Consider the following 17,447-nt stretch of genomic DNA (forward strand, 5'->3'; position numbering starts at 1 on the left):
CTTCTTTCGTCTTTCGTCGGGTGGGGGAGGGTTAGAACGGGAGGCCGGGGATACCGCTGCCGCCGCCCAGGCCCTGGGCCAGGGGGCCCAGCTTCTGCTGCTGGAGCGCCTGGGCATTCTCGTTGGCCGCCTGCACCGCGGCGACCACCAGGTCGGCGAGCGTCTCCGTGTCTTCGGGGTCCACGGCCTTCGGGTCGATCACCAGCGCCCGCAGCTCACCGGATCCGGTAACGGTCGCCCTCACCAGACCGCCGCCGGCCTGGCCCTCGACCTCGGTCCGTGCGAGCTCCTCCTGCGCGGCCGCGAGATCCTGCTGCATCTTCTGGGCCTGCTGGAGCAGCTGCTGCATGTTGGGCTGGCCACCACCGGGAATCACAGGGCACTCACTCCATACGTTGTACGTCGAGACCTTCGGAACGCTGGTCAATCTGAGCCTACGTGCTCCCCGGGCCCCGCGCCCTACGCCGTGAGGACCAACTCTTTCGAGTGAGAGACGAGGCGTGCGCGTACCTGATGGAGACCTCCTTGCGGGCGGAAATCCCGGGAATCGTCGCCCATCGCCCGTCAATCGAAGGTAGGAAGAGCATGCGCATCATTGCGCACACGCGCACCACCACACGTCAGCGCAGGCAGAGGGAGTGCCGGGTGAGCCAGCCGGAGATGCAGCCCGAGGGGCCACCCCGGGATCCCCGGGAGGAAGGCGGCGGACCGATGGCGGCGGGCGATCTGACCGGCCGGCCGTTCCCCCTCGGGGACTGGGGCGAGCCCGCCGAGCGGCTCGACGAGCTCTACCGGCGGGTCGAGGCCGATGCGCTGCGCACCGCCGAGTGGTACCTGTCCGACCGGGCCTGGAAGCGGCGCGGTGCGCGCGTGCTGCGCGCCGGGGCGGCCGTGGGCGCCCTCACGGGTGCCTCGATGCCGCTGCTGGAGCTGACGGGCTCGATCCCGGGCGCCTCCACGTACGGCTACCTCGCGCTGCTGCTGGGCGCGGCCGCGCTGGCCTGCGACCGGTTCTTCGGGCTGACGTCCGGGTGGATGCGGAACGTAGCCACGGCCCAGGCCGTGCAGCGCCGGCTCCAGACCCTCCAGTTCGACTGGGCCTCGGAGAACGTGCGCGAGGTGCTCGGACCCACCGAGGGCACGGCCAGCGAGGCAGCGGAGCGGTGCCTGACCGTGTTGCGCCGCTTCTCGGAGGACGTCACCGAGCTGGTGCGCTCGGAAACGGCGGACTGGATGGTGGAGTTCCGGGCCGGGCCCGCGCCCCTGGTGATGCAGTCGCTGGGAGCCCCCGGCGGGCGCCCGGACGCGAGCGTCCCGCCCGCCCGCTTCCCGCTGCCGCCGGGCACCAGACCGAACATGCCCCGGCAGCGGCCGCCGGAGCAGCCGCGCTGAGGCGCGAGCAGGTCCAGCGGGGGTCGCGGGGGCACGGGCGGAGCCGGAGGGCACGGGCGGGGGCCGGTGCCGCCGCGGGACACGGGCGGGGGCCGGGGTTCCGCGCAGCGGAACCGTACCCGGACCCGGACCCGTACCCATACCCGTACCTCGCCCACCGGCGCCGTTCAGCTGAAGATGATCATCGACCCCTGGCCGAGGCTCCGCGTCGCGGCCGCGTGCAGTCCCAGCCACACGTGCCGCTCACGGGCGAAGGGGCTGTCGTCGTACGGAATCGGCCCCGCCGGCTCCTCCAGCAGCGTCGGCCGCCCCGGCGGCGCCGGTGCGGCGGGCGGGTTCCCCGGGTCTATCCCGATGGCGGGGGCCACGAACAGCAGCTCCCGCAGCAGCCCCTGCCCGGACCCCAGCGGCCCGCCACCGGCCAGCAGCTCCTCGTTCGCCAGCGGAGCCGCGAAGTCCACCGGGACGTAGGCCCCGGCGTGGTCGTAGTGCCACACCAGGTGCGACTGCTGGGCCGTGGGCTCGAACATCTCCAGCAGTTGCTCGTAGTCCCCGCCGAGCTCGTCCACCGGGGTCACGGGCAGTCCGCAGAGCTGGAGCATGTACGCCCGCCGCAGGAAGTGCAGGGCGTCGTAGTCGAAGCCGGCGACCGGGGCGACGTCCCCGCTCAGGCCCGGCATGTACGCGAACACGGGCACGGACGGCAGGCCGGCCGCGCCCAGCGCCCTGTCGTACGAGGCGATCTCTTCCGCGAAGGGATTGTCGGGGCTGTGGCACAGCACGTCGACAAGGGGGACCAGCCACAGGTCACAGGCCACTCGGCCTCCGATCAGTCGTTGTCGCCGATCCGGCCAGCGTAGTGGGCCGGACACCCTCCGCGAAGGGGTGCGCAGAACCTCGACCTTCAGAGGCGGGCGGCCCAGGCCAGCGCGTGCTCGTTGTAGCCGTGCACGATGCCGCGCACCGCGTCGGCGTCGGCCAGCGTCACCGCGTCCACCAAGTCACTGTGGCCGTCCCACAGCGCCGCCCGCAGCTGCGGCTCGCGCTGGAGGTGGGGGACGGCGAAGACCCAGCATTGCACGCGGATGCGGTGCAAGAACTCGGAGATGTAGGTGTTGGCGACCAGCCCGCTCAACTCCCGCCAGAAGCGCAGGTCGTAGCCGATCAGCACTTCGAGCGAACCGCTCTGCGCGGCCCGTCGGGCCTCTTCGCCCCGGCGGCGCACCGACACCAGCAGCTCGGCGGAGCCGGGGGTGGTGCCGCGCTCGGCGAGGCGGCGGAAGATCCCGTCCACGACGAGCGAGCGGGCCTCGACCATGCCCCGGAAGTCGTCCACGGAGAAGACCCGCACCCGGAAGCCGCGGTGCTGGACCAGTTCGAGCAGCCCTTGGGCCGAGAGGTCCACGAGCGCCTCGCGCACCGGGGTCGCGGAGACCTCGTACTGCTCGGCGATCTGCTTGACGGTGAACTCGGTCCCCGGAGGCAGGCGTCCCGCGAGCACCTCGTCACGCAGCGCGTCCGCGATCTGCTGGCGGAGCGTGTTGCGGGTGACAGCTCCGCTGCCTGGCATAGGGGTCCGTCTCCTGTCGTAGAGCTCCGGACACCATAGGCCAGACAGCGCGGCTGAAAACCGATCGGTAGCTAACCGATATCCGACGTCCGCACCCGGCGCCCGGGTGCGGATGTCGATGCGGGCGCCGGATGCGGATCCGGTGCGGGGGCAGATGCGGATCGGGTGCGGATCCGGTGCGGGGCGGATGGCTGACCGGACCCGTTCCCTCCGGGCGGGCGGGTCTAGCCGGCCGTGGTGTGGCGGTCGGCTACCGTCAGCGCCTCGTCCAGCAGGGCCAGGCCCTCCTTGGCCTCCGCCTCCGTGACGTTGCAGGGCGGGACCACGTGGGTGCGGTTCATGTTCACGAAGGGCCACAGGCCCGACGCCTTGCAGGCCGCCGCGAACTCGGCCATCGGCGCGTTGTCCGCGCCGGCCGCGTTGTACGGCACGAGCGGCTCGCGCGTCTCCTTGTCCCGTACGAGTTCCAGGGCCCAGAAGGCGCCCAGCCCGCGGACCTCGCCGACCGAGGGGTGGCGCTCGGCGATCTCGGCGAGGGCCGGGCCGATCACGTTCTCACCGAGGTGGGCGGCGTGCTCCACGATGCCCTCCTCCTCCATCGTGTTGATCGTCGCGACGGCGGCGGCGCAGGCCAGGGGGTGGCCGGAGTACGTGAGTCCGCCCGGGTAGGGGCGGGTGGCGAAGGTCTCGGCGATGGCGGCCGAGATGGCCACGCCGCCGAGCGGGACGTAGCCGCTGTTCACGCCCTTGGCGAAGGTGATCAGGTCGGGGGTGACGCCCCAGTGGTCGGCCGCGAACCACTTGCCGGTGCGGCCGAAGCCCGACATGACCTCGTCCAGGATGAAGACGATGCCGTAGCGGTCGCAGAGCTCGCGCACGCCCGCGAGGTAGCCGGCGGGCGGGGTCATGATGCCTGCGGTGCCGGGCACGCTCTCCAGGATGATCGCCGCGATGGTCTGCGGCCCCTCGAAGGCAATGGTGTCGGCGAGGTGGGCGAGGGCGCGGGCGCACTCCTCGGCCTCGGTGGTGGCGTGGAAGGCGGAGCGGTAGAGGTACGGGCCCCAGAAGTGGACGACGCCGGCGGCGGCCGTGTCGGAGGGCCAGCGGCGCGGGTCGCCGGTCAGGTTGATCGCGGCGGCGGTGGCCCCGTGGTAGGAGCGGTAGGTGGAGAGCACCTTGGCGCGACCCGTGTGCAGACGGGCCATGCGCACGGCGTTCTCGACAGCCTCGGCGCCGCCGTTGGTGAAGAAGACCTTGTCCAGGTCGCCCGGGGTCCGCTCGGCGATGAGGCGTGCGGCCTCGGAGCGGACGTCGACGGCGAAGCCGGGCGCGAGGGTGCAGAGCCGGGCGGCCTGCTCCTGGATCGCGGCGACGACCTTGGGGTGCTGGTGGCCGATGTTGGTGTTGACCAACTGGGAGGAAAAGTCGAGGAACCGCTTGCCCTCGTAGTCCCAGAAGTACGACCCCTCGGCCCCGGCGACGGCGAGGGGGTCGATCAGGGCCTGGGCGGACCAGGAGTGGAAGACATGCTTCCGATCTGCGTCCTTCACGGTGGCAAGGGTGTGCGGGGTGACATGAGGGGTCATGTCGTCACGCTAGAAGTGCGCAGGTGGAGCGGGATATCGGCGGACTGTATGGGGGTGGGGGGCCGCTCTCGGCAGTCTGTCTGCGAGGGGGCTCCAACCCCTCCCTTGGATTGACAGCATCCTGTCGTTATGACAGTCTATTGTCATAGAGCAGGAACCACGCTGGAGGCGAAAGCACCATGAGCGAGACCCCGCGCAAGCCCGTCCACCTCGCGGTCTACGACACGTACGCGGACTGGGAGACCGGCCACACCACCGCGCACCTCACCCAGCGCGGCCACACCGTGCGCACGGTCGGCCCGAGCGCGGCGCAGCCGGTCACCACCATGGGCGGCGTCCGCATCCAGCCCGACCTGGCCCTGGCCGACCTGCGACCGGAGGACTCCTCGCTGCTGATCCTCACGGGCGCGTCCCTGTGGGACACGAGCGACGACCTGGCGCCGTTCGCGGCCAAGGCGCGGGAGTTCCTGGCCGCCGGAGTGCCGGTCGCGGCGATCTGCGGAGCCACCGCGGGCCTCGCCCGCGAGGGGCTGCTGGACGGCCGGACCCACACCAGCGCCGCCTCCTTCTACCTCGCCGAGCAGCCCGGCTACGGGGGCGCCGAGCGCTACGTCGAGGCCGATGCGGTGACCGACGGCAACCTGATCACGGCGGGGCCGACGGAGCCGGTGGCCTTCGCCCGCGAGGTCTTCGCCCGTCTGGACGTCTACAAGCCGGACGTCCTGGACGCCTGGTACGGGCTCTTCCACGACTCGGACGTCAGCGCGTACCCGGTCCTGATGGCGGCATCGGCGGCCGGCGATGCGTGAGGCGACGCACGAGCTGCTGCCCGCCGGGGACCCTGGGGCCGCCCGGGGCCCGACCGACCTGGGGGACCTCGGCGGGCCGGGGGACCTCACGGACGCCCGTACCCAGCAGGACCTGCTGAGCCGCACCGCGCTCGGGGTGTTCCGGCTGAACGGCCAGTTCCTCGCCATCTCGGAAGAGCTGGCCAAGCCGGCCGGGCTGACGGCCGCCTGGTGGCAGGTCCTGGGCGCGGTACTGCGGGAGCCGCTGCCCGTCGCGGGCATCGCCCGGAACATGGGCATCACCCGGCAGAGCGTGCAGCGCATCGCGGACCTGCTGGTCGCCAAGGGGTTGGCGGAATACGCCCCGAACCCCGCCCACCGGCGGGCGAAACTGCTGCGTCCCACGGAGGACGGACGGGGCGCGGTGGACCGGATCGGCCCGGGGCACGCGGCTCTGGCGGCCCGCCTCACGGCGGAGCTGGGCGACGCCGCCTTCGCGGAGACGGTCCGCGCACTGGAACGGCTGGCCACGGCACTGGACGCGCTGGAGTCCGCCACACCGTCCACCGCCGTTTCCGCATCCGCGCCGGAATGAGCCCGGACGACACCGCCCGCGGCACCGTGCCCACGCCGCGCAGGCCCGCGGCGAACGATTGTGTCGAAGTCAATAAGCCTGCAAGCAAAGCTTGTTACGTATAACGGGGCTGTCGGACACTGCGGCACATGGAGCCGTTGAAGGTAGTGGCACAACTGTGGGAGCGAATCGAGGCACGTGACTGGGACGGCGTGGCCGGGCTCATCGCCGAGGACGCGGTCATCGAATGGCCCGTGAGCGGTGAGCGCATCGTGGGGCGCGCCAACTTCATAGCCGTGAACAGCGACGACGGCTACTCGGACGAGAGATCCGTGGAACTGCTGCGGATCCTGGCCGATGGGAACCTCGTGGTCACCGAGGTGGAGATACCTCAGGACCACGTCGTCTACCGGGCCGTCTCCCTCTGGACCGTGCGGGACGGGGAGATCGTGGGGGCGAGGGAGTACTGGACCAGCCCCGGCCAGGACCCGGCACCCCGCTGGCGGGCGGGGTACGTCGAACCCCTGGTGGCAGACTGAGCCGCGTGCTCACCGCTCTTCTCGGCGCGACCGGCATCCTGGCGCTCCTCACCCTCGTCCCCGGCCCGGACATGGCGATCGTTACTAAACGGGCCATCACCCGGGGGCGCGGTGACGGGCTGCGCACCGTCGCCGGGATCGCCGTCGGGCTGTTGATCTGGGGCGCCCTCACCGTGGCGGGGCTCGCTGCGCTGCTCGCCGCCTCGGCCGAGGTGTACCTGGTGGTGAAACTGGCAGGTGCCGCGTATCTGTGCTGGCTCGGCGTCCGGGCCCTGCTACGGCCGGGGGCGGGGTCGGTGGAGCCCGGGGAGCGCGGGGAGCCCGGGGAGCGCAAGGAGCGCGCGCAGGTACGGCCCGGAACGGGCGGCGGCGGAGCCTGGCGGACCGGTCTGGTCGCCAACGTCCTCAATCCCAAGATCGCCGTCTTCTACACGGGGCTGCTGCCCGCCCTCGCCCCGCCCGGCCTGCGCCCGGCGGTCGGCATGGCGCTGCTGGTCCTGCTCCATGTGCTGCTGACGGTGGTCTGGCTGGGTACGTACGTGTACGTGCTGTCGCGCGCCGGGCGGTTCTTCGCGCGGCCGCGGGTCCGGCGGGCACTGGACCGGACGACGGGTGTCGTCCTGATCGGCTTCGGTGTGCGGGTGGCGACGACGTGATGGTCGTTGCGCAGTGATGGTCGTGACGTCACGACGTCACGACGTCGTGACGTCGTGACGTCGTGACGTCGTGACGGTCGTGCTCCTGGCTCTTAGGTATCCCCCGTCATACCTGAGAGCCAAGTGCGAACACGGCTCCATGGCGTGACGCCGACCACGGGCCCGGATTCCTAACTTCGGTAGCAGAGAAGAGCGTTCACGGCTCTTCCGGCAACCGAAGGAAGAGGACCATGGCAACGGGGACGGGGACGGCGACGGGGGCGCAGGCAGGGGCGGGGGCGCAGGCAGGGACCTTCGGAAGGACCTGCGGGTCGGGCACGGCGCTCTCCACGGGCAGGGCGGGGTCCGGTGGTGGCCGGCTGCGCCGCGGCCTGCTGGCCGCACTGGTCGCCGCGGCCGTGGTGGTCCCTGTGTCCGCCGCGGCCTCCCCGAACGTCCCGGCTCCCGCGCCCGCCACGTTCTCCGAGGACGCCACCCCCCACAGCCGGTACGCCGCCAACAGCGCCAACCTCGCCGAGGCGGCCCGTACCGCCGAGGACGCCGACCGCCCCGGCCGGGCGGCCAGGCTGCGCGTCATGGGGTCGGACGGAGCAGCCCGGTTCCTCACCTTCGACGGCCGCGGCAGGGGCCGCGCCGTCGAGGTGTTCGGCGAGTTGGAGAGCGCCGACCGGGTCGCCGTCCTGGTGCCCGGGTCCGATACCACCCTGGACACCTACGAGCGGTTCCGGGCCGGAGCCGTCTCCCTCCAGCAGCGCCTGCAAGCCGAGCATCCACGCTCCGCCGTGGTCGCCTGGCTCGGGTACGACACCCCCGGAACGGTGAGCACCACCGTCCTCAGCGCCGACCGCGCCGACGCGGCCGCTGCCGAACTTGCCCCCTTCCTGCAGCGGTTGCGCAACATATCGGGACCCGGCGCCCGGCTCTCCTTGCTGTGCCACTCCTACGGCTCCGTGGTCTGCGCCCGGACGGCTACCGGGTCCGTGGTCAGCGACATGGTGCTGTTCGGCAGCCCGGGCACCGGGGCCGGATCCGCCCGTGAGCTGCCGACCCGGGCCCGGGTCTGGGCCGGCCGGGGCAGCGGCGACTGGATAGGCAACGTCCCGCACGTGCGGTTCGGCGGGATCGGCTTCGGCACCGACCCGGTCGACCCCGCCTTCGGGGCCCGGTCCTTCACCGCCGGCGCCGTCGGGCACAGCGACTACCTCAAGCCGGGCACCGAATCCCTCGACGGCCTGGCCTCCATCGTCCTGGGCACCACCACCTCATCGGAGGCCGACCATGGTTGAGTTCCGGGCCCGGTGGTCCACCCTGGCCGCGGGCATCGACGCCGCCACCCCGAACGACCGTGACCGGGCCGTGGACGCGCTGCGGGCCTTCGCGATCCTCGGCGTGGTCCTCGGCCACTGGTTGGTCACCGCGCTGACCGCACGCGACGGCGGTCTGAGCACCACCAGTCCGCTGGCCCACATGCCGTGGCTGGCCCCGGTGTCCTGGGTGTTCCAGACGCTGTCCGTCTTCTTCCTGGTGGGTGGTCATGTCGCCGCCCGTGGGTACGCGTCGGCGCGCGAGCGCGGGCTCTCGCACGGCGCGTGGGCCCGGCAGCGACTGGGGCGGCTGTTCCGTCCGGTCGCCGCGGTGCTGGTTCTCTGGACGGTCGTCGCCGCAGGGATGCTGATCGGCGGGGCGGAGTTCGCCACCGTCCGGTCGCTGGTCAAACTGGTGCTCTCCCCGCTGTGGTTCCTGCTGGTATTCGCAGCGCTCACCGCCGCGACCCCGTTCGTGGCCCGGCTCAGCCCGCTGTGGCCACTGGCCGTGGTGGCCGCCGTCGACATGTGGCGCTTCGGACTGGACGGCCCCGAGTGGATCGGTTGGGTCAATGTGGCCGCGGGTTGGCTCGTCCCCTTCACCCTGGGCGCCGCCTGGTCCCGCGGAGCGTTCGTCCGGCGCGACCAGGCGCTGCTCCTGCTCGGCGCGGGCGTCCTGGCCACGGCCGCGCTGATCCTCTGGGGCGGGTACCCGGCGTCGATGGTGGGTGTCCCCGGGGCCGCCGTATCGAACCTGAACCCGCCGACGCTGGCTGCGGCCGCCTTCGGGCTGGCCCAGTGCGGGCTGGCGCTCCTGGTGCGCGACCCGCTGGCCCGGGCCATGCGACGGCCGACGGCTTGGGCGAAGGTCGCCCTGGTGAACCTCTCCGCCATGACCGTCTTCCTGTGGCACCAGACCGCCATGATGGCCGTCACCGCCCTCGGACTGCTGGTCTCGGCCGACCTGCCCGGGCTGCACACGGTGCCCGACTCGGCCGGCTGGATAGCAGCCCGGCTGCTGTGGCTGCCGGTGTTCGCCGCCGCGCTGTCGCTCTGCTGGGCCGCGTTCCGCATCCACGAACAGGCCACCGGCCGTTCGAAGCCGTCCCGTACCGCCCGTGCTGCCGCGGTCCCCCGCCCCAGGACGGACCCCGCCGAGGAGATCAACCATGTCTAGCGCCCGCCTTAGCCTGGACGGCGTGAACCAGCAGACCGAGCCACCTGCCGCCGACGTCCGCATCCGCCTGCCGCTCGGCCTGGCCCGGGAGTTGTTCACCCTGCGGCGGGACCCCCTGCCGAGGATGGCGCGGCCACGCTGGCTGGCATGGCTGCCGCATGCGGTCCTCTGTTACGTGGCCATTCCCTGCGGTGTCCTCACCGCGATGGTGATGAACGACCATTACGAGGTACGTGGTTCGGCCCTGGTGGTGCTGTCACTGTTGACCTCCGCGTCCGTCGTGCTCAGCATGTTCCGGCCGATCGCCGCCTGGTGGCTCGGGCTCGTCGCCTCCGGCCTGGTCGCCTGGGCCATCCACGGCCATGTCGGCCCGGGGCAGTCCTGGCCCTGGACGCCCGCCGGGCCGTTCACGCTCGCGCCCGTGATTCTGATGGTCGCCCTGCGGGTGCCGCCCCGGGTGACCGCCTCGGTCATCGGCATCACGCTCACCCTCAACGGGCTGGCCGACATCGTCCTCAGGCCGCCGCAGAGCCAGACCATCATCGGCGGCGTGACCCTCCTCTTCGCGTTCGTGGGGATCCTCGGTTACGCCCTGCGGGCCACCCGCCTCGCCCACGGCAAACTCGCCCGGCAGGAGACCCTCACCGAGGAGGAGCGGGCCCGGCGCGCCCTGCTGGAGGAGCGCAGCCGGATCGCCCGGGAACTGCACGACGTCGTCGCCCACCACATGTCGGTGATCTCCATCCAGGCGCAGGTCGCCCCGCACCTGGTGGAGAACCCGTCCGAGGAGCTCAAGGAGAACCTGGCCGGCATCCGGGAGAACGCGCTGGAGGCGCTGACGGAGCTGCGGCGGGTGCTGGGCGTGCTGCGGTCCGAACGGCCAGACGACCCCGCGAACCCCCATCATCCGCAGCCCACCCTCGGCGAGCTCGACGGCCTCGTGGACAACGTGCGGGGGGCCGGCCTGGACGTCACGACCGAGATCGCGGGGATACGGCGACCGCTGACTCCGGGCGTGGAGCTCACCGCGTACCGGATCGTGCAGGAGGCGCTGAGCAACGCTCTTCGTCATGCGCCCGGTTCACGGGTGGAGGTGGGCATCGCGTACGGGCCACGTGATCTGCACCTGTGCGTCGCGAACAGCGCCCCGACCCGGCCGGCCCCGCCCTCGCCCGGTGCGGGGCACGGGCTGCTGGGGATGCGGGAGCGGGCGGGCATGCTGGGGGGCGAACTGGCCGCCGGCCCGCGCCCCGACGGGGGGTACGAGGTGAGCGCCGTACTCCCGATGGACCCGCAGGACATGCCCGCGGTCCCCGACTCCGAGACGAAGAGGGCTTCATGAGCACCCCGATCAAGGTGATGATCGCCGACGACCAGATGATGGTCCGGCAGGGCTTCACCGTGCTTCTCAACGCGCAGCCCGACATAGAGGTCGTCGGGCAGGCGGTGGACGGGGCGGACGCGGTCGCGAAGGTGGCCGAGCTGGCCCCGGACGTGGTGCTGATGGACATCCGTATGCCCGGGATGGGCGGGATCGAGGCCACGTCCGTCATCACCGCGGTACCGGACGCCGCGGTGAAGGTGCTGGTGCTGACCACCTTCGATCTCGACGAGTACGTGTACGAGGCGCTGCGGGCCGGAGCCTCCGGGTTCCTGCTCAAGGACGCGTCGGCCGACCAGCTCGCCGAGGCGGTGCGGGTGGTGGCGGCCGGCGAGGCGCTGCTCTCGCCGAACATCACGAAGCGGCTGATCACGGAGTTCTCCCGGCTGGGAGCGCCGCGCGCGCCGTCACGGGCCCGGATCGAGGCACTGACCGAGCGGGAGACGGAGGTGCTGTCGCTGATCGCCCAGGGCCTGTCGAACGCCGAGATCTCGGAGCACCTGGTGCTGGCCGAGCAGACGGTGAAGACGCATGTGAGCCGGATCCTGGTGAAGCTGGGTCTGCGGGACCGCACGCAGGCGGCGGTGTTCGCGTACGAGACGGGTCTGATCCGCCCGACGGGCTATTGAACGGACCCTCGTAGTACTTGAGAGGGACCCCGGGAAATCCCCATCAGCGGCGACGCGGACGAGGGCGGTACGGACCTACGGTGGTGTGTATGACCGAGACGACCACCGGGGGGACATCCCGGGCACCTGAGTTCCGAGTGGCATCGGAGGTGATAGCGACCCTTCGCCGGGATCTCGTCACCGATGCCTTCGCCTACCGGCCGCTGCCGCTGGCGAAGACCTCCGGGCGCTTCGTGCGCCGACTTCCCGGGGTGCTGCGCCGGTACGCGCCGTGGCGGCGGTATGCGGCGGTGGGGTTCCTGGCCTTCTTCGTCGGAATGGTCGCGCTCAACACGCAGTCGGCGGCCTGGGGCGACCTGGGGCCGATCGCCATGGCGGTGCTGACCGCGACCCCGGTCCTGATGACACTGGTGCGGCCGGTCGGCGCTTGGTGGGCGGCCATCGCGATGACGGTGGTGACGGCCGGTATCGGGGGCGGCTACAACTGGCCGTGGACCGAAAGCAGTTTCTTCGCGTACATCGTGGTCATGTTCCTCGTCACGCTGCGGACCGGGCCCCGGGTGGCGGCCTGGATGTGGGCGCTCACCCTCGTGCTGGGAACCGTGATCTCCGTGCTGTTCAACGGCCGCTGGGGGTCGAACCTGCCCGAAATGGCGGTGGCCTCGGCCTTCGCCCTGGTGATTGCCAGCAGTATCCGGATACGCCGCGATGCCCGGGCCGAGGTGAGCGCGCAGCAAGAGGTTACGGCCGTCGAGCGGGACAAGCGGACGCTGCTGGAGGAGCGGACCACGATCGCGCGGGAGTTGCACGACGTGGTGGCCCACCACATGTCGGTGGTGGCGATCCAGGCGGAGGCCGCGCCGTACCGGGTGAAGAACCCGCCGCCGGAGCTGGAGGCGGCGTTCGTCACCATCCGGGAGAACGCGGTGGCGGCCCTGACGGAGCTGCGGCGGGTGTTGGGTGTGGTGCGCTCCGCGGACTACGAGGCCCCGGACGCCCCGCAGCCGACGCTGGCCTCGCTGGAGGGGCTGCTGGCCAATGTGCGGGATGCCGGCCTGAGCGTGCAGAAGACGATCACGGGCTCGGTGCGGGAGCTGCCGCAGGGCGTGGAGCTGTCGGCGTACCGCATCGTTCAGGAGGCCCTCAGCAACACGCTGCGGCACGCGCCGGGAGCCGCAGCCGAGGTAGAGGTCTCCTATGTGCTGGGCGGCCTGGGCATACGGATCGTCAACGACCGGGCGACCGGGGACGCACGGCCCTCGCCGGGGGCCGGGCACGGAATCACCGGCATGCGGGAGCGGGTGGCGATGCTGGAGGGTGAGATGACGGCCGGCCGGACGTCGGCGGGCGGGTATGAGGTGGCGGTGTTCATACCAGTGCCCCACCGTGCGGAGTCGGCACCGGAGCCGCGGGAGGGGACGGTATGACGATCAGGGTCCTGATCGTCGACGACCAGGCGATGGTGCGCGAGGGGTTCTCCGTTCTGCTGAACGCGATGGACGGCATCGAGGTGGTCGGCGAGGCGGTTGACGGTCGGGAGGCCATCGAGCAGGTGGCGGCGTTGCAGCCGGATGTGGTGCTGATGGACATCCGGATGCCGCGGATGAACGGGCTGGAGGCCACGCGGGAGATCGTGGCCGCCGACACGGACGCGAAGGTGCTGGTCCTGACGACCTTCGACCTCGACGAGTACGTGTACCAGGCACTGCGGGCCGGAGCCTCCGGGTTCCTGCTCAAGGATGCGTCGGCCCGTCAGCTGGCTGACGGGGTAAGGGTGGTGGCTGCCGGGGAGGCCCTGCTGGCGCCGTCGGTGACCAAGCGGCTGATCGTGGAATTTTCGAAGATATCCCAGGCCCGCAAGCTGGCGGACCCGTCGGGTGCGGGGGAGCTGACGGAGCGGGAGACGGAGGTGCTGGTACTGATCGCGCAGGGGCTGTCCAATGCGGAGATAGCCGACCGGCTGGTCGTCGCCGAGTCCACCATCAAGACCCATGTGAGCCGGATCCTGGTCAAGCTGGGCCTGCGGGACCGGACACAGGCGGCCGTGTACGCGTACGAGACCCGCTTGGTGACACCCGCCTGATCGGGCGCGGCTGCGTTTAGGGTGCAGGGATGGGTTTTGATCCGTGGGATGCCGCGTTCGTCGCCGATCCGTATCCGGCGTACAAGGAGTTGCGGGAGCAGGGGCGGGCCGTGTGGTGCGAGGCCACCGGGCAGTGGCTGGTGCCGCACTACGCGGATGTGAGTGCGCTGCTGAGGGACCGGCGGCTGGGGCGGACCTACCTCCACCGGTTCTCACACGAGGAGTTCGGCCGCGAGGCGCCGCCGCCGGAGCACGAGCCCTTCCACGTGCTCAACGGCAACGGCCTGCTGGACCTGGAGGATCCCGCGCACGCGCGGGTGCGCAGGCTGGTGGCGAAGGCCTTCACCCCGCGGACCGTGGAGCAGCTCGTGCCCGCGGTGCAGCGGATGGCCGGGGAGTTGGTGGGGCGGCTGCGTGCGGACGGGGGCGGGGATCTACTCACCGTCGTCGCCGAGCCGCTGCCGGTGGCGGTGATCGCGGAACTGCTGGGCGTGCCCGAGGCGGACCGCACATTGCTGCGGCCCTGGTCGGCGGACATCTGCGGGATGTTCGAGCTCCGGCCCGACGAGGAGACGGCGCGGCGCGCGGTGCGGGCGAGCATCGAGTTCAGCGCCTACCTGCGGGGGCTGATCGCCGAGCGGCGGAGCCGCCCGGGGGAGGATTTGATCTCCGGGCTGATCGCCGCCCACGATGAGGAGGGGCGGCTCAGCGAGCAGGAGATGATCTCCACCTGTGTGCTCCTGCTGAACGCCGGGCACGAGGCCACCGTCAACACGACCGTCAACGGGTGGTGGGCGCTGTTCCGCAACCCCGATCAGCTCGCCGCGCTCCGTGCGAACCGCGATCCCGAAAAGTTGTCCACAGCTGTGGACGAACTCATGCGCTACGACACTCCCCTCCAGATGTTCGAGCGCTGGGTGCTCGACGACATCCGGATCGGTGACACCGTCATCCCCCGCGGTGCCGAGGTCGCGCTGCTCTTCGGGTCTGCGAACCGGGATCCCGCGCGCTTCGACGATCCCGACGCGCTGGACCTCGTACGGGCCGACAACCCGCACCTGACCTTCGGGGCCGGGATCCACTACTGCCTCGGCGCGCCGCTGGCGCGGCGGGAGCTGGAGGCTTCCTTCGGGGCCCTCCTGGCGGACGGAGTCCCGCCGCTGCGGCTCGTCGAGGAGCCGCAGCGGCGGGACGGGTACGTCATTCGGGGGCTGGAGCGAATGCTGGTGGAGTTCTAGGCGACCATGTCGCGGCGGCGCAGGGCGCCGAGGCCCGCCGCCGTCAGGGCCACCGCCAGCACGGTCAGCACCAGCAGCGGCGCCGGGTCCATGGCCTGCGCTCCCGGGAGCCGGGGCAGGTGGGCGAAGGGCGAGAGGTTCAGGGCGGCCTGCGGAAGGTTCAGCGCCGGGCCGATCCAGCCCAGGGCCAGCACACCCCCGGCCACCGCCCAGGCGGCCGCCGCGTACTGCGGAACCGCGCCGTACAGCAGCGCCGCCAGCGCCCCGATCAGCCACACCGCCGGGAGCTGGGCGAGCGCGGCGCCGATCGCCGCACCCGGCTCGCGGCCGTGCCCGAGGCCGAGACCGAGGCCCGCCAACAGCAGGATCAGCGCCGAGCCGCCGAAGGCCACGGCCAGGTGGCCGCCGGCCCAGCGCAGCCGGCCGACCGCGTTCGCGAGCAGCGGTTCCGCGCGCCGGCCCGACTCCTCACCACTCAGGCGGAGCACGGAGGAGACTGCGTACAGGGCGGCGACCATGCCGAACATGCCGGTCATCGTGGCGAGGAAGGCATCGGTGAGCGCACCCTGCGCGACCTGCGCACCCGCCCCGCCCGACCCGCCCTGCCCGCCCTGCCCGCCCATCCGCTCGATGATCTCGCGGGTCCGGTCGTTGTCGCCGACCAGGTCCGCGGCGCCGTCCGCCATCCCGCCGAAGACGACGCCGGCGATCAGGAAGCCCGCGCCCCAGCCCAGCACGCTGCCGCGCTGCAGCCGCCAGGCCAGCGCACCCGCCGTGCCCAGGCGCCCCTCGGCCGGCCCCGGCCGTGAGGGCAGGAAGCTCATGCCCAGGTCACGGCGCCCGGCCAGGGCGTACGCGGCGCCCGCCTGCACCGCGGTGGCGGCGGCGAGCAGGAGGAGCACCCACCAGCGTTCGGCGGCGAAGGCCCGTACGTTCTCCACCCAGCCGAGCGGCGAGGCCCAGGTCAGGGCCGACCTCCCGCCCCCCGTACCGGCGTCGCCCGCGGCCTTCAGGACGAAGGCGGCGCCGAGCACGGCAGCCGTGATCCCCTTGGCGGCGCGGGCGCTCTCGGTCAGCTGGGCGGCGATGGCTGCCGTGCAGGCGAAGAACGTCCCGGTGGCCGCGACGGCCAGGCCGAGGGCGACCGCGCCCGGTACGCCCTGCCCCGCGAGACCACCCGCCACGAACAGGGCGATACAGGCGTTGGCCACGAAGGCAGTGAGCAGGGCGGCGGTCAGCGGGGCACGCCTGCCCACCATCGCTGCGGAGAGCAGCTCCTGACGGCCCGTCTCCTCCTCCTCGCGAGTGTGTCGGACGACGATGATCAGGCTCATGGCGGCCGCGAGGACGGCGGCGTAGACACCGCCCCGCCAGGCGGTCAGGGCGCCGAGCGAATCACCGAAGACCGGTCCGTACAGGGCGCGCATCGAGCCGTTGGCGTTCATCGAGGCGGCGGCCCGGGCGCGTTCGGCGGCGGTGGCGTACACGCTCCCCAGCGAGCCGGGCATGCTCACGACCATGAGCGTGGTGACCAGGGTCCACACCGGCATCATCACGCGGTCGCGGCGCAGGGCGAGTCGCAGCAGCGCCCCGGTACCGGCCAATTGGTTCTTCATCGGGACGCCTCTTCGGTGTAGTGGCGCAGGAAGAGCTCTTCGAGGGTGGGCGGGGTCGAGGTCAGCGACCGCAGCCCGGACGCGGTGAGGGAGCGGAGCACCGCGTCCAACTTGTCCGTGTCGGCCTGCAGGCGGACCTTCAGCCCCTGCACCTGGACGTCGTACACGCCCGGCAGGTGCGTGAGGCCGTTCGGCGGGCCGGCGAGCTCGGCGCTGATCGACGTACGGGTGAGGTGGCGGAGTTCGGCGAGGGTGCCGGTCTCCACCGTGCGGCCGTTGCGGATGATGCTGACCCGGTCGCAGAGGGCCTCGACCTCGCTGAGGATGTGCGAGCTGAGCAGGATGGTGCGTCCGGCGGCGCGGGCCTCGGTGACGCAGTCCTGGAAGACCTCCTCCATCAGCGGGTCGAGGCCGGAGGTGGGTTCGTCGAGGACGAGCAGTTCGACGTCGGAGGCGAAGGCGGCGACGAGGGCGACCTTCTGCCGGTTGCCCTTGGAGTACGTGCGCCCCTTCTTGGTGGGGTCCAGCTCGAACCGCTCGACGAGCTCGGCGCGCCGGGTCCGGTCGAGGCCGCCGCGGAGTCGTCCGTAGAGGTCTATGACCTCGCCGCCGGAGAGGTTGCGCCACAGGGTGACGTCTCCGGGGACGTAGGCGACGCGGCGGTGGAGGGCGACCGCGTCGGCCCAGGGGTCGCCGCCGAGGAGCTCGGCGGCGCCGGAATCGGCGCGCAGCAGGCCCAGCAGGACCCGGATGGTGGTGGACTTGCCGGCACCGTTCGGGCCGAGGAAGCCGTGGACCTCGCCGGTGGTGACCGAGAGGTCGAGTCCGTCCAGTGCGCGGGTGCGGCCGAATGCCTTGTGGAGGCCGGCAACGCTGATTGCCTTCGTCATACTTCCGAACGTACGCTAGTTTCA

Annotated in this window: 18 protein-coding genes; 12 read left to right on the forward strand and 6 right to left on the reverse strand. The window is 72.0% G+C overall.

From position 1 onward, the window contains the following. Positions 1-31: 31 nt before the first annotated feature. Positions 32-376 carry a YbaB/EbfC family nucleoid-associated protein gene (locus ACIQK6_RS39545; protein WP_094744798.1) on the reverse strand — a complete coding sequence of 115 codons (345 nt, stop codon included), beginning with the start codon at positions 374-376 and terminating at the stop codon, positions 32-34. Positions 377-645: 269 nt separating this feature from the next. Between ACIQK6_RS39545 and ACIQK6_RS39550 the strand changes: the two genes are divergently transcribed. Beyond that, on the forward strand, positions 646-1,392 hold the full coding sequence (locus tag ACIQK6_RS39550; protein ID WP_329099920.1) for an SLATT domain-containing protein: 747 nt from the start codon (positions 646-648) through the stop codon (positions 1,390-1,392). Between the two features lie 167 nt (positions 1,393-1,559). Here ACIQK6_RS39550 and ACIQK6_RS39555 read toward each other — a convergent pair whose 3' ends face one another. The 3 genes from ACIQK6_RS39555 to ACIQK6_RS39565 all read right to left on the reverse strand — a co-directional run bounded on the left by ACIQK6_RS39555 (position 1,560) and on the right by ACIQK6_RS39565 (position 4,548). Then, a complete protein-coding gene (locus ACIQK6_RS39555; protein ID WP_030010934.1) occupies positions 1,560-2,210 on the reverse strand; it encodes a hypothetical protein in 651 nt (216 codons plus the stop codon). Positions 2,211-2,296: 86 nt separating this feature from the next. Further along, the gene (locus ACIQK6_RS39560; RefSeq protein ID WP_329099921.1) at positions 2,297-2,962 is read right to left on the reverse strand and encodes a GntR family transcriptional regulator; all 666 of its coding nucleotides are present in this window, start codon (positions 2,960-2,962) and stop codon (positions 2,297-2,299) included. 224 nt (positions 2,963-3,186) lie between these two features. Then, complete coding sequence (locus ACIQK6_RS39565; RefSeq protein ID WP_402697270.1) at positions 3,187-4,548, reverse strand: aspartate aminotransferase family protein; 1,362 nt, start codon at positions 4,546-4,548, stop codon at positions 3,187-3,189. A 179-nt stretch (positions 4,549-4,727) separates the two neighbouring features. On the opposite strand from ACIQK6_RS39565, the gene ACIQK6_RS39570 reads away from it, so the two are divergent. From ACIQK6_RS39570 to ACIQK6_RS39620, 11 genes are all read left to right on the forward strand, one after another. Then, complete coding sequence (locus ACIQK6_RS39570) at positions 4,728-5,357, forward strand: type 1 glutamine amidotransferase family protein (protein ID WP_329099923.1); 630 nt, start codon at positions 4,728-4,730, stop codon at positions 5,355-5,357. Then, the gene (locus ACIQK6_RS39575) at positions 5,350-5,931 is read left to right on the forward strand and encodes a MarR family winged helix-turn-helix transcriptional regulator (protein WP_329099924.1); all 582 of its coding nucleotides are present in this window, start codon (positions 5,350-5,352) and stop codon (positions 5,929-5,931) included. The genes ACIQK6_RS39570 and ACIQK6_RS39575 overlap by 8 nt, the downstream gene beginning before the upstream one ends. A 128-nt stretch (positions 5,932-6,059) precedes the next feature. Then, the gene (locus tag ACIQK6_RS39580; RefSeq protein ID WP_329099925.1) at positions 6,060-6,449 is read left to right on the forward strand and encodes a nuclear transport factor 2 family protein; all 390 of its coding nucleotides are present in this window, start codon (positions 6,060-6,062) and stop codon (positions 6,447-6,449) included. A 5-nt stretch (positions 6,450-6,454) separates the two neighbouring features. After that, the gene (locus ACIQK6_RS39585; RefSeq protein ID WP_329099926.1) at positions 6,455-7,105 is read left to right on the forward strand and encodes a LysE family translocator; all 651 of its coding nucleotides are present in this window, start codon (positions 6,455-6,457) and stop codon (positions 7,103-7,105) included. A 230-nt stretch (positions 7,106-7,335) separates the two neighbouring features. Next, on the forward strand, positions 7,336-8,391 hold the full coding sequence (locus tag ACIQK6_RS39590; RefSeq protein ID WP_329099927.1) for an alpha/beta hydrolase: 1,056 nt from the start codon (positions 7,336-7,338) through the stop codon (positions 8,389-8,391). After that, positions 8,384-9,586 (forward strand): acyltransferase, encoded by a 1,203-nt coding sequence (locus ACIQK6_RS39595; RefSeq protein WP_329099928.1) that lies wholly within the window; start codon positions 8,384-8,386, stop codon positions 9,584-9,586. The genes ACIQK6_RS39590 and ACIQK6_RS39595 overlap by 8 nt, the downstream gene beginning before the upstream one ends. Before the next feature lie 22 nt (positions 9,587-9,608). Further along, a complete protein-coding gene (locus ACIQK6_RS39600) occupies positions 9,609-10,928 on the forward strand; it encodes a sensor histidine kinase (RefSeq protein WP_329099929.1) in 1,320 nt (439 codons plus the stop codon). Next, on the forward strand, positions 10,925-11,596 hold the full coding sequence (locus tag ACIQK6_RS39605) for a response regulator transcription factor (RefSeq protein WP_030383691.1): 672 nt from the start codon (positions 10,925-10,927) through the stop codon (positions 11,594-11,596). The genes ACIQK6_RS39600 and ACIQK6_RS39605 overlap by 4 nt, the downstream gene beginning before the upstream one ends. 89 nt (positions 11,597-11,685) lie before the next feature. Beyond that, complete coding sequence (locus ACIQK6_RS39610) at positions 11,686-13,023, forward strand: histidine kinase (protein WP_329099930.1); 1,338 nt, start codon at positions 11,686-11,688, stop codon at positions 13,021-13,023. Further along, the gene (locus tag ACIQK6_RS39615) at positions 13,020-13,679 is read left to right on the forward strand and encodes a response regulator transcription factor (RefSeq protein ID WP_329099933.1); all 660 of its coding nucleotides are present in this window, start codon (positions 13,020-13,022) and stop codon (positions 13,677-13,679) included. The genes ACIQK6_RS39610 and ACIQK6_RS39615 overlap by 4 nt, the downstream gene beginning before the upstream one ends. A gap of 29 nt (positions 13,680-13,708) precedes the next feature. Continuing rightward, positions 13,709-14,917: a cytochrome P450 gene (locus ACIQK6_RS39620; RefSeq protein WP_402697274.1), complete on the forward strand. Its 1,209-nt coding sequence runs from the start codon at positions 13,709-13,711 to the stop codon at positions 14,915-14,917. Here the strand turns inward: ACIQK6_RS39620 and ACIQK6_RS39625 are convergent. Together ACIQK6_RS39625 and ACIQK6_RS39630 are read right to left on the reverse strand one after the other, a co-directional pair. Further along, positions 14,914-16,533, reverse strand: coding sequence for an ABC transporter permease (locus ACIQK6_RS39625; protein ID WP_402697276.1), 1,620 nt, complete (start codon positions 16,531-16,533; stop codon positions 14,914-14,916). The two genes, ACIQK6_RS39620 and ACIQK6_RS39625, sit on opposite strands and share 4 nt — an antisense overlap. After that, positions 16,530-17,423, reverse strand: a complete 894-nt coding sequence (locus ACIQK6_RS39630; protein ID WP_329099935.1) for an ABC transporter ATP-binding protein — start codon at positions 17,421-17,423, stop codon at positions 16,530-16,532. The genes ACIQK6_RS39625 and ACIQK6_RS39630 overlap by 4 nt, the downstream gene beginning before the upstream one ends. Between the last annotated feature and the right edge of the window lie 24 nt (positions 17,424-17,447).

Source organism: Streptomyces sp. NPDC091682 (assembly GCF_044756625.1).
Taxonomy (GTDB): domain Bacteria; phylum Actinomycetota; class Actinomycetes; order Streptomycetales; family Streptomycetaceae; genus Streptomyces.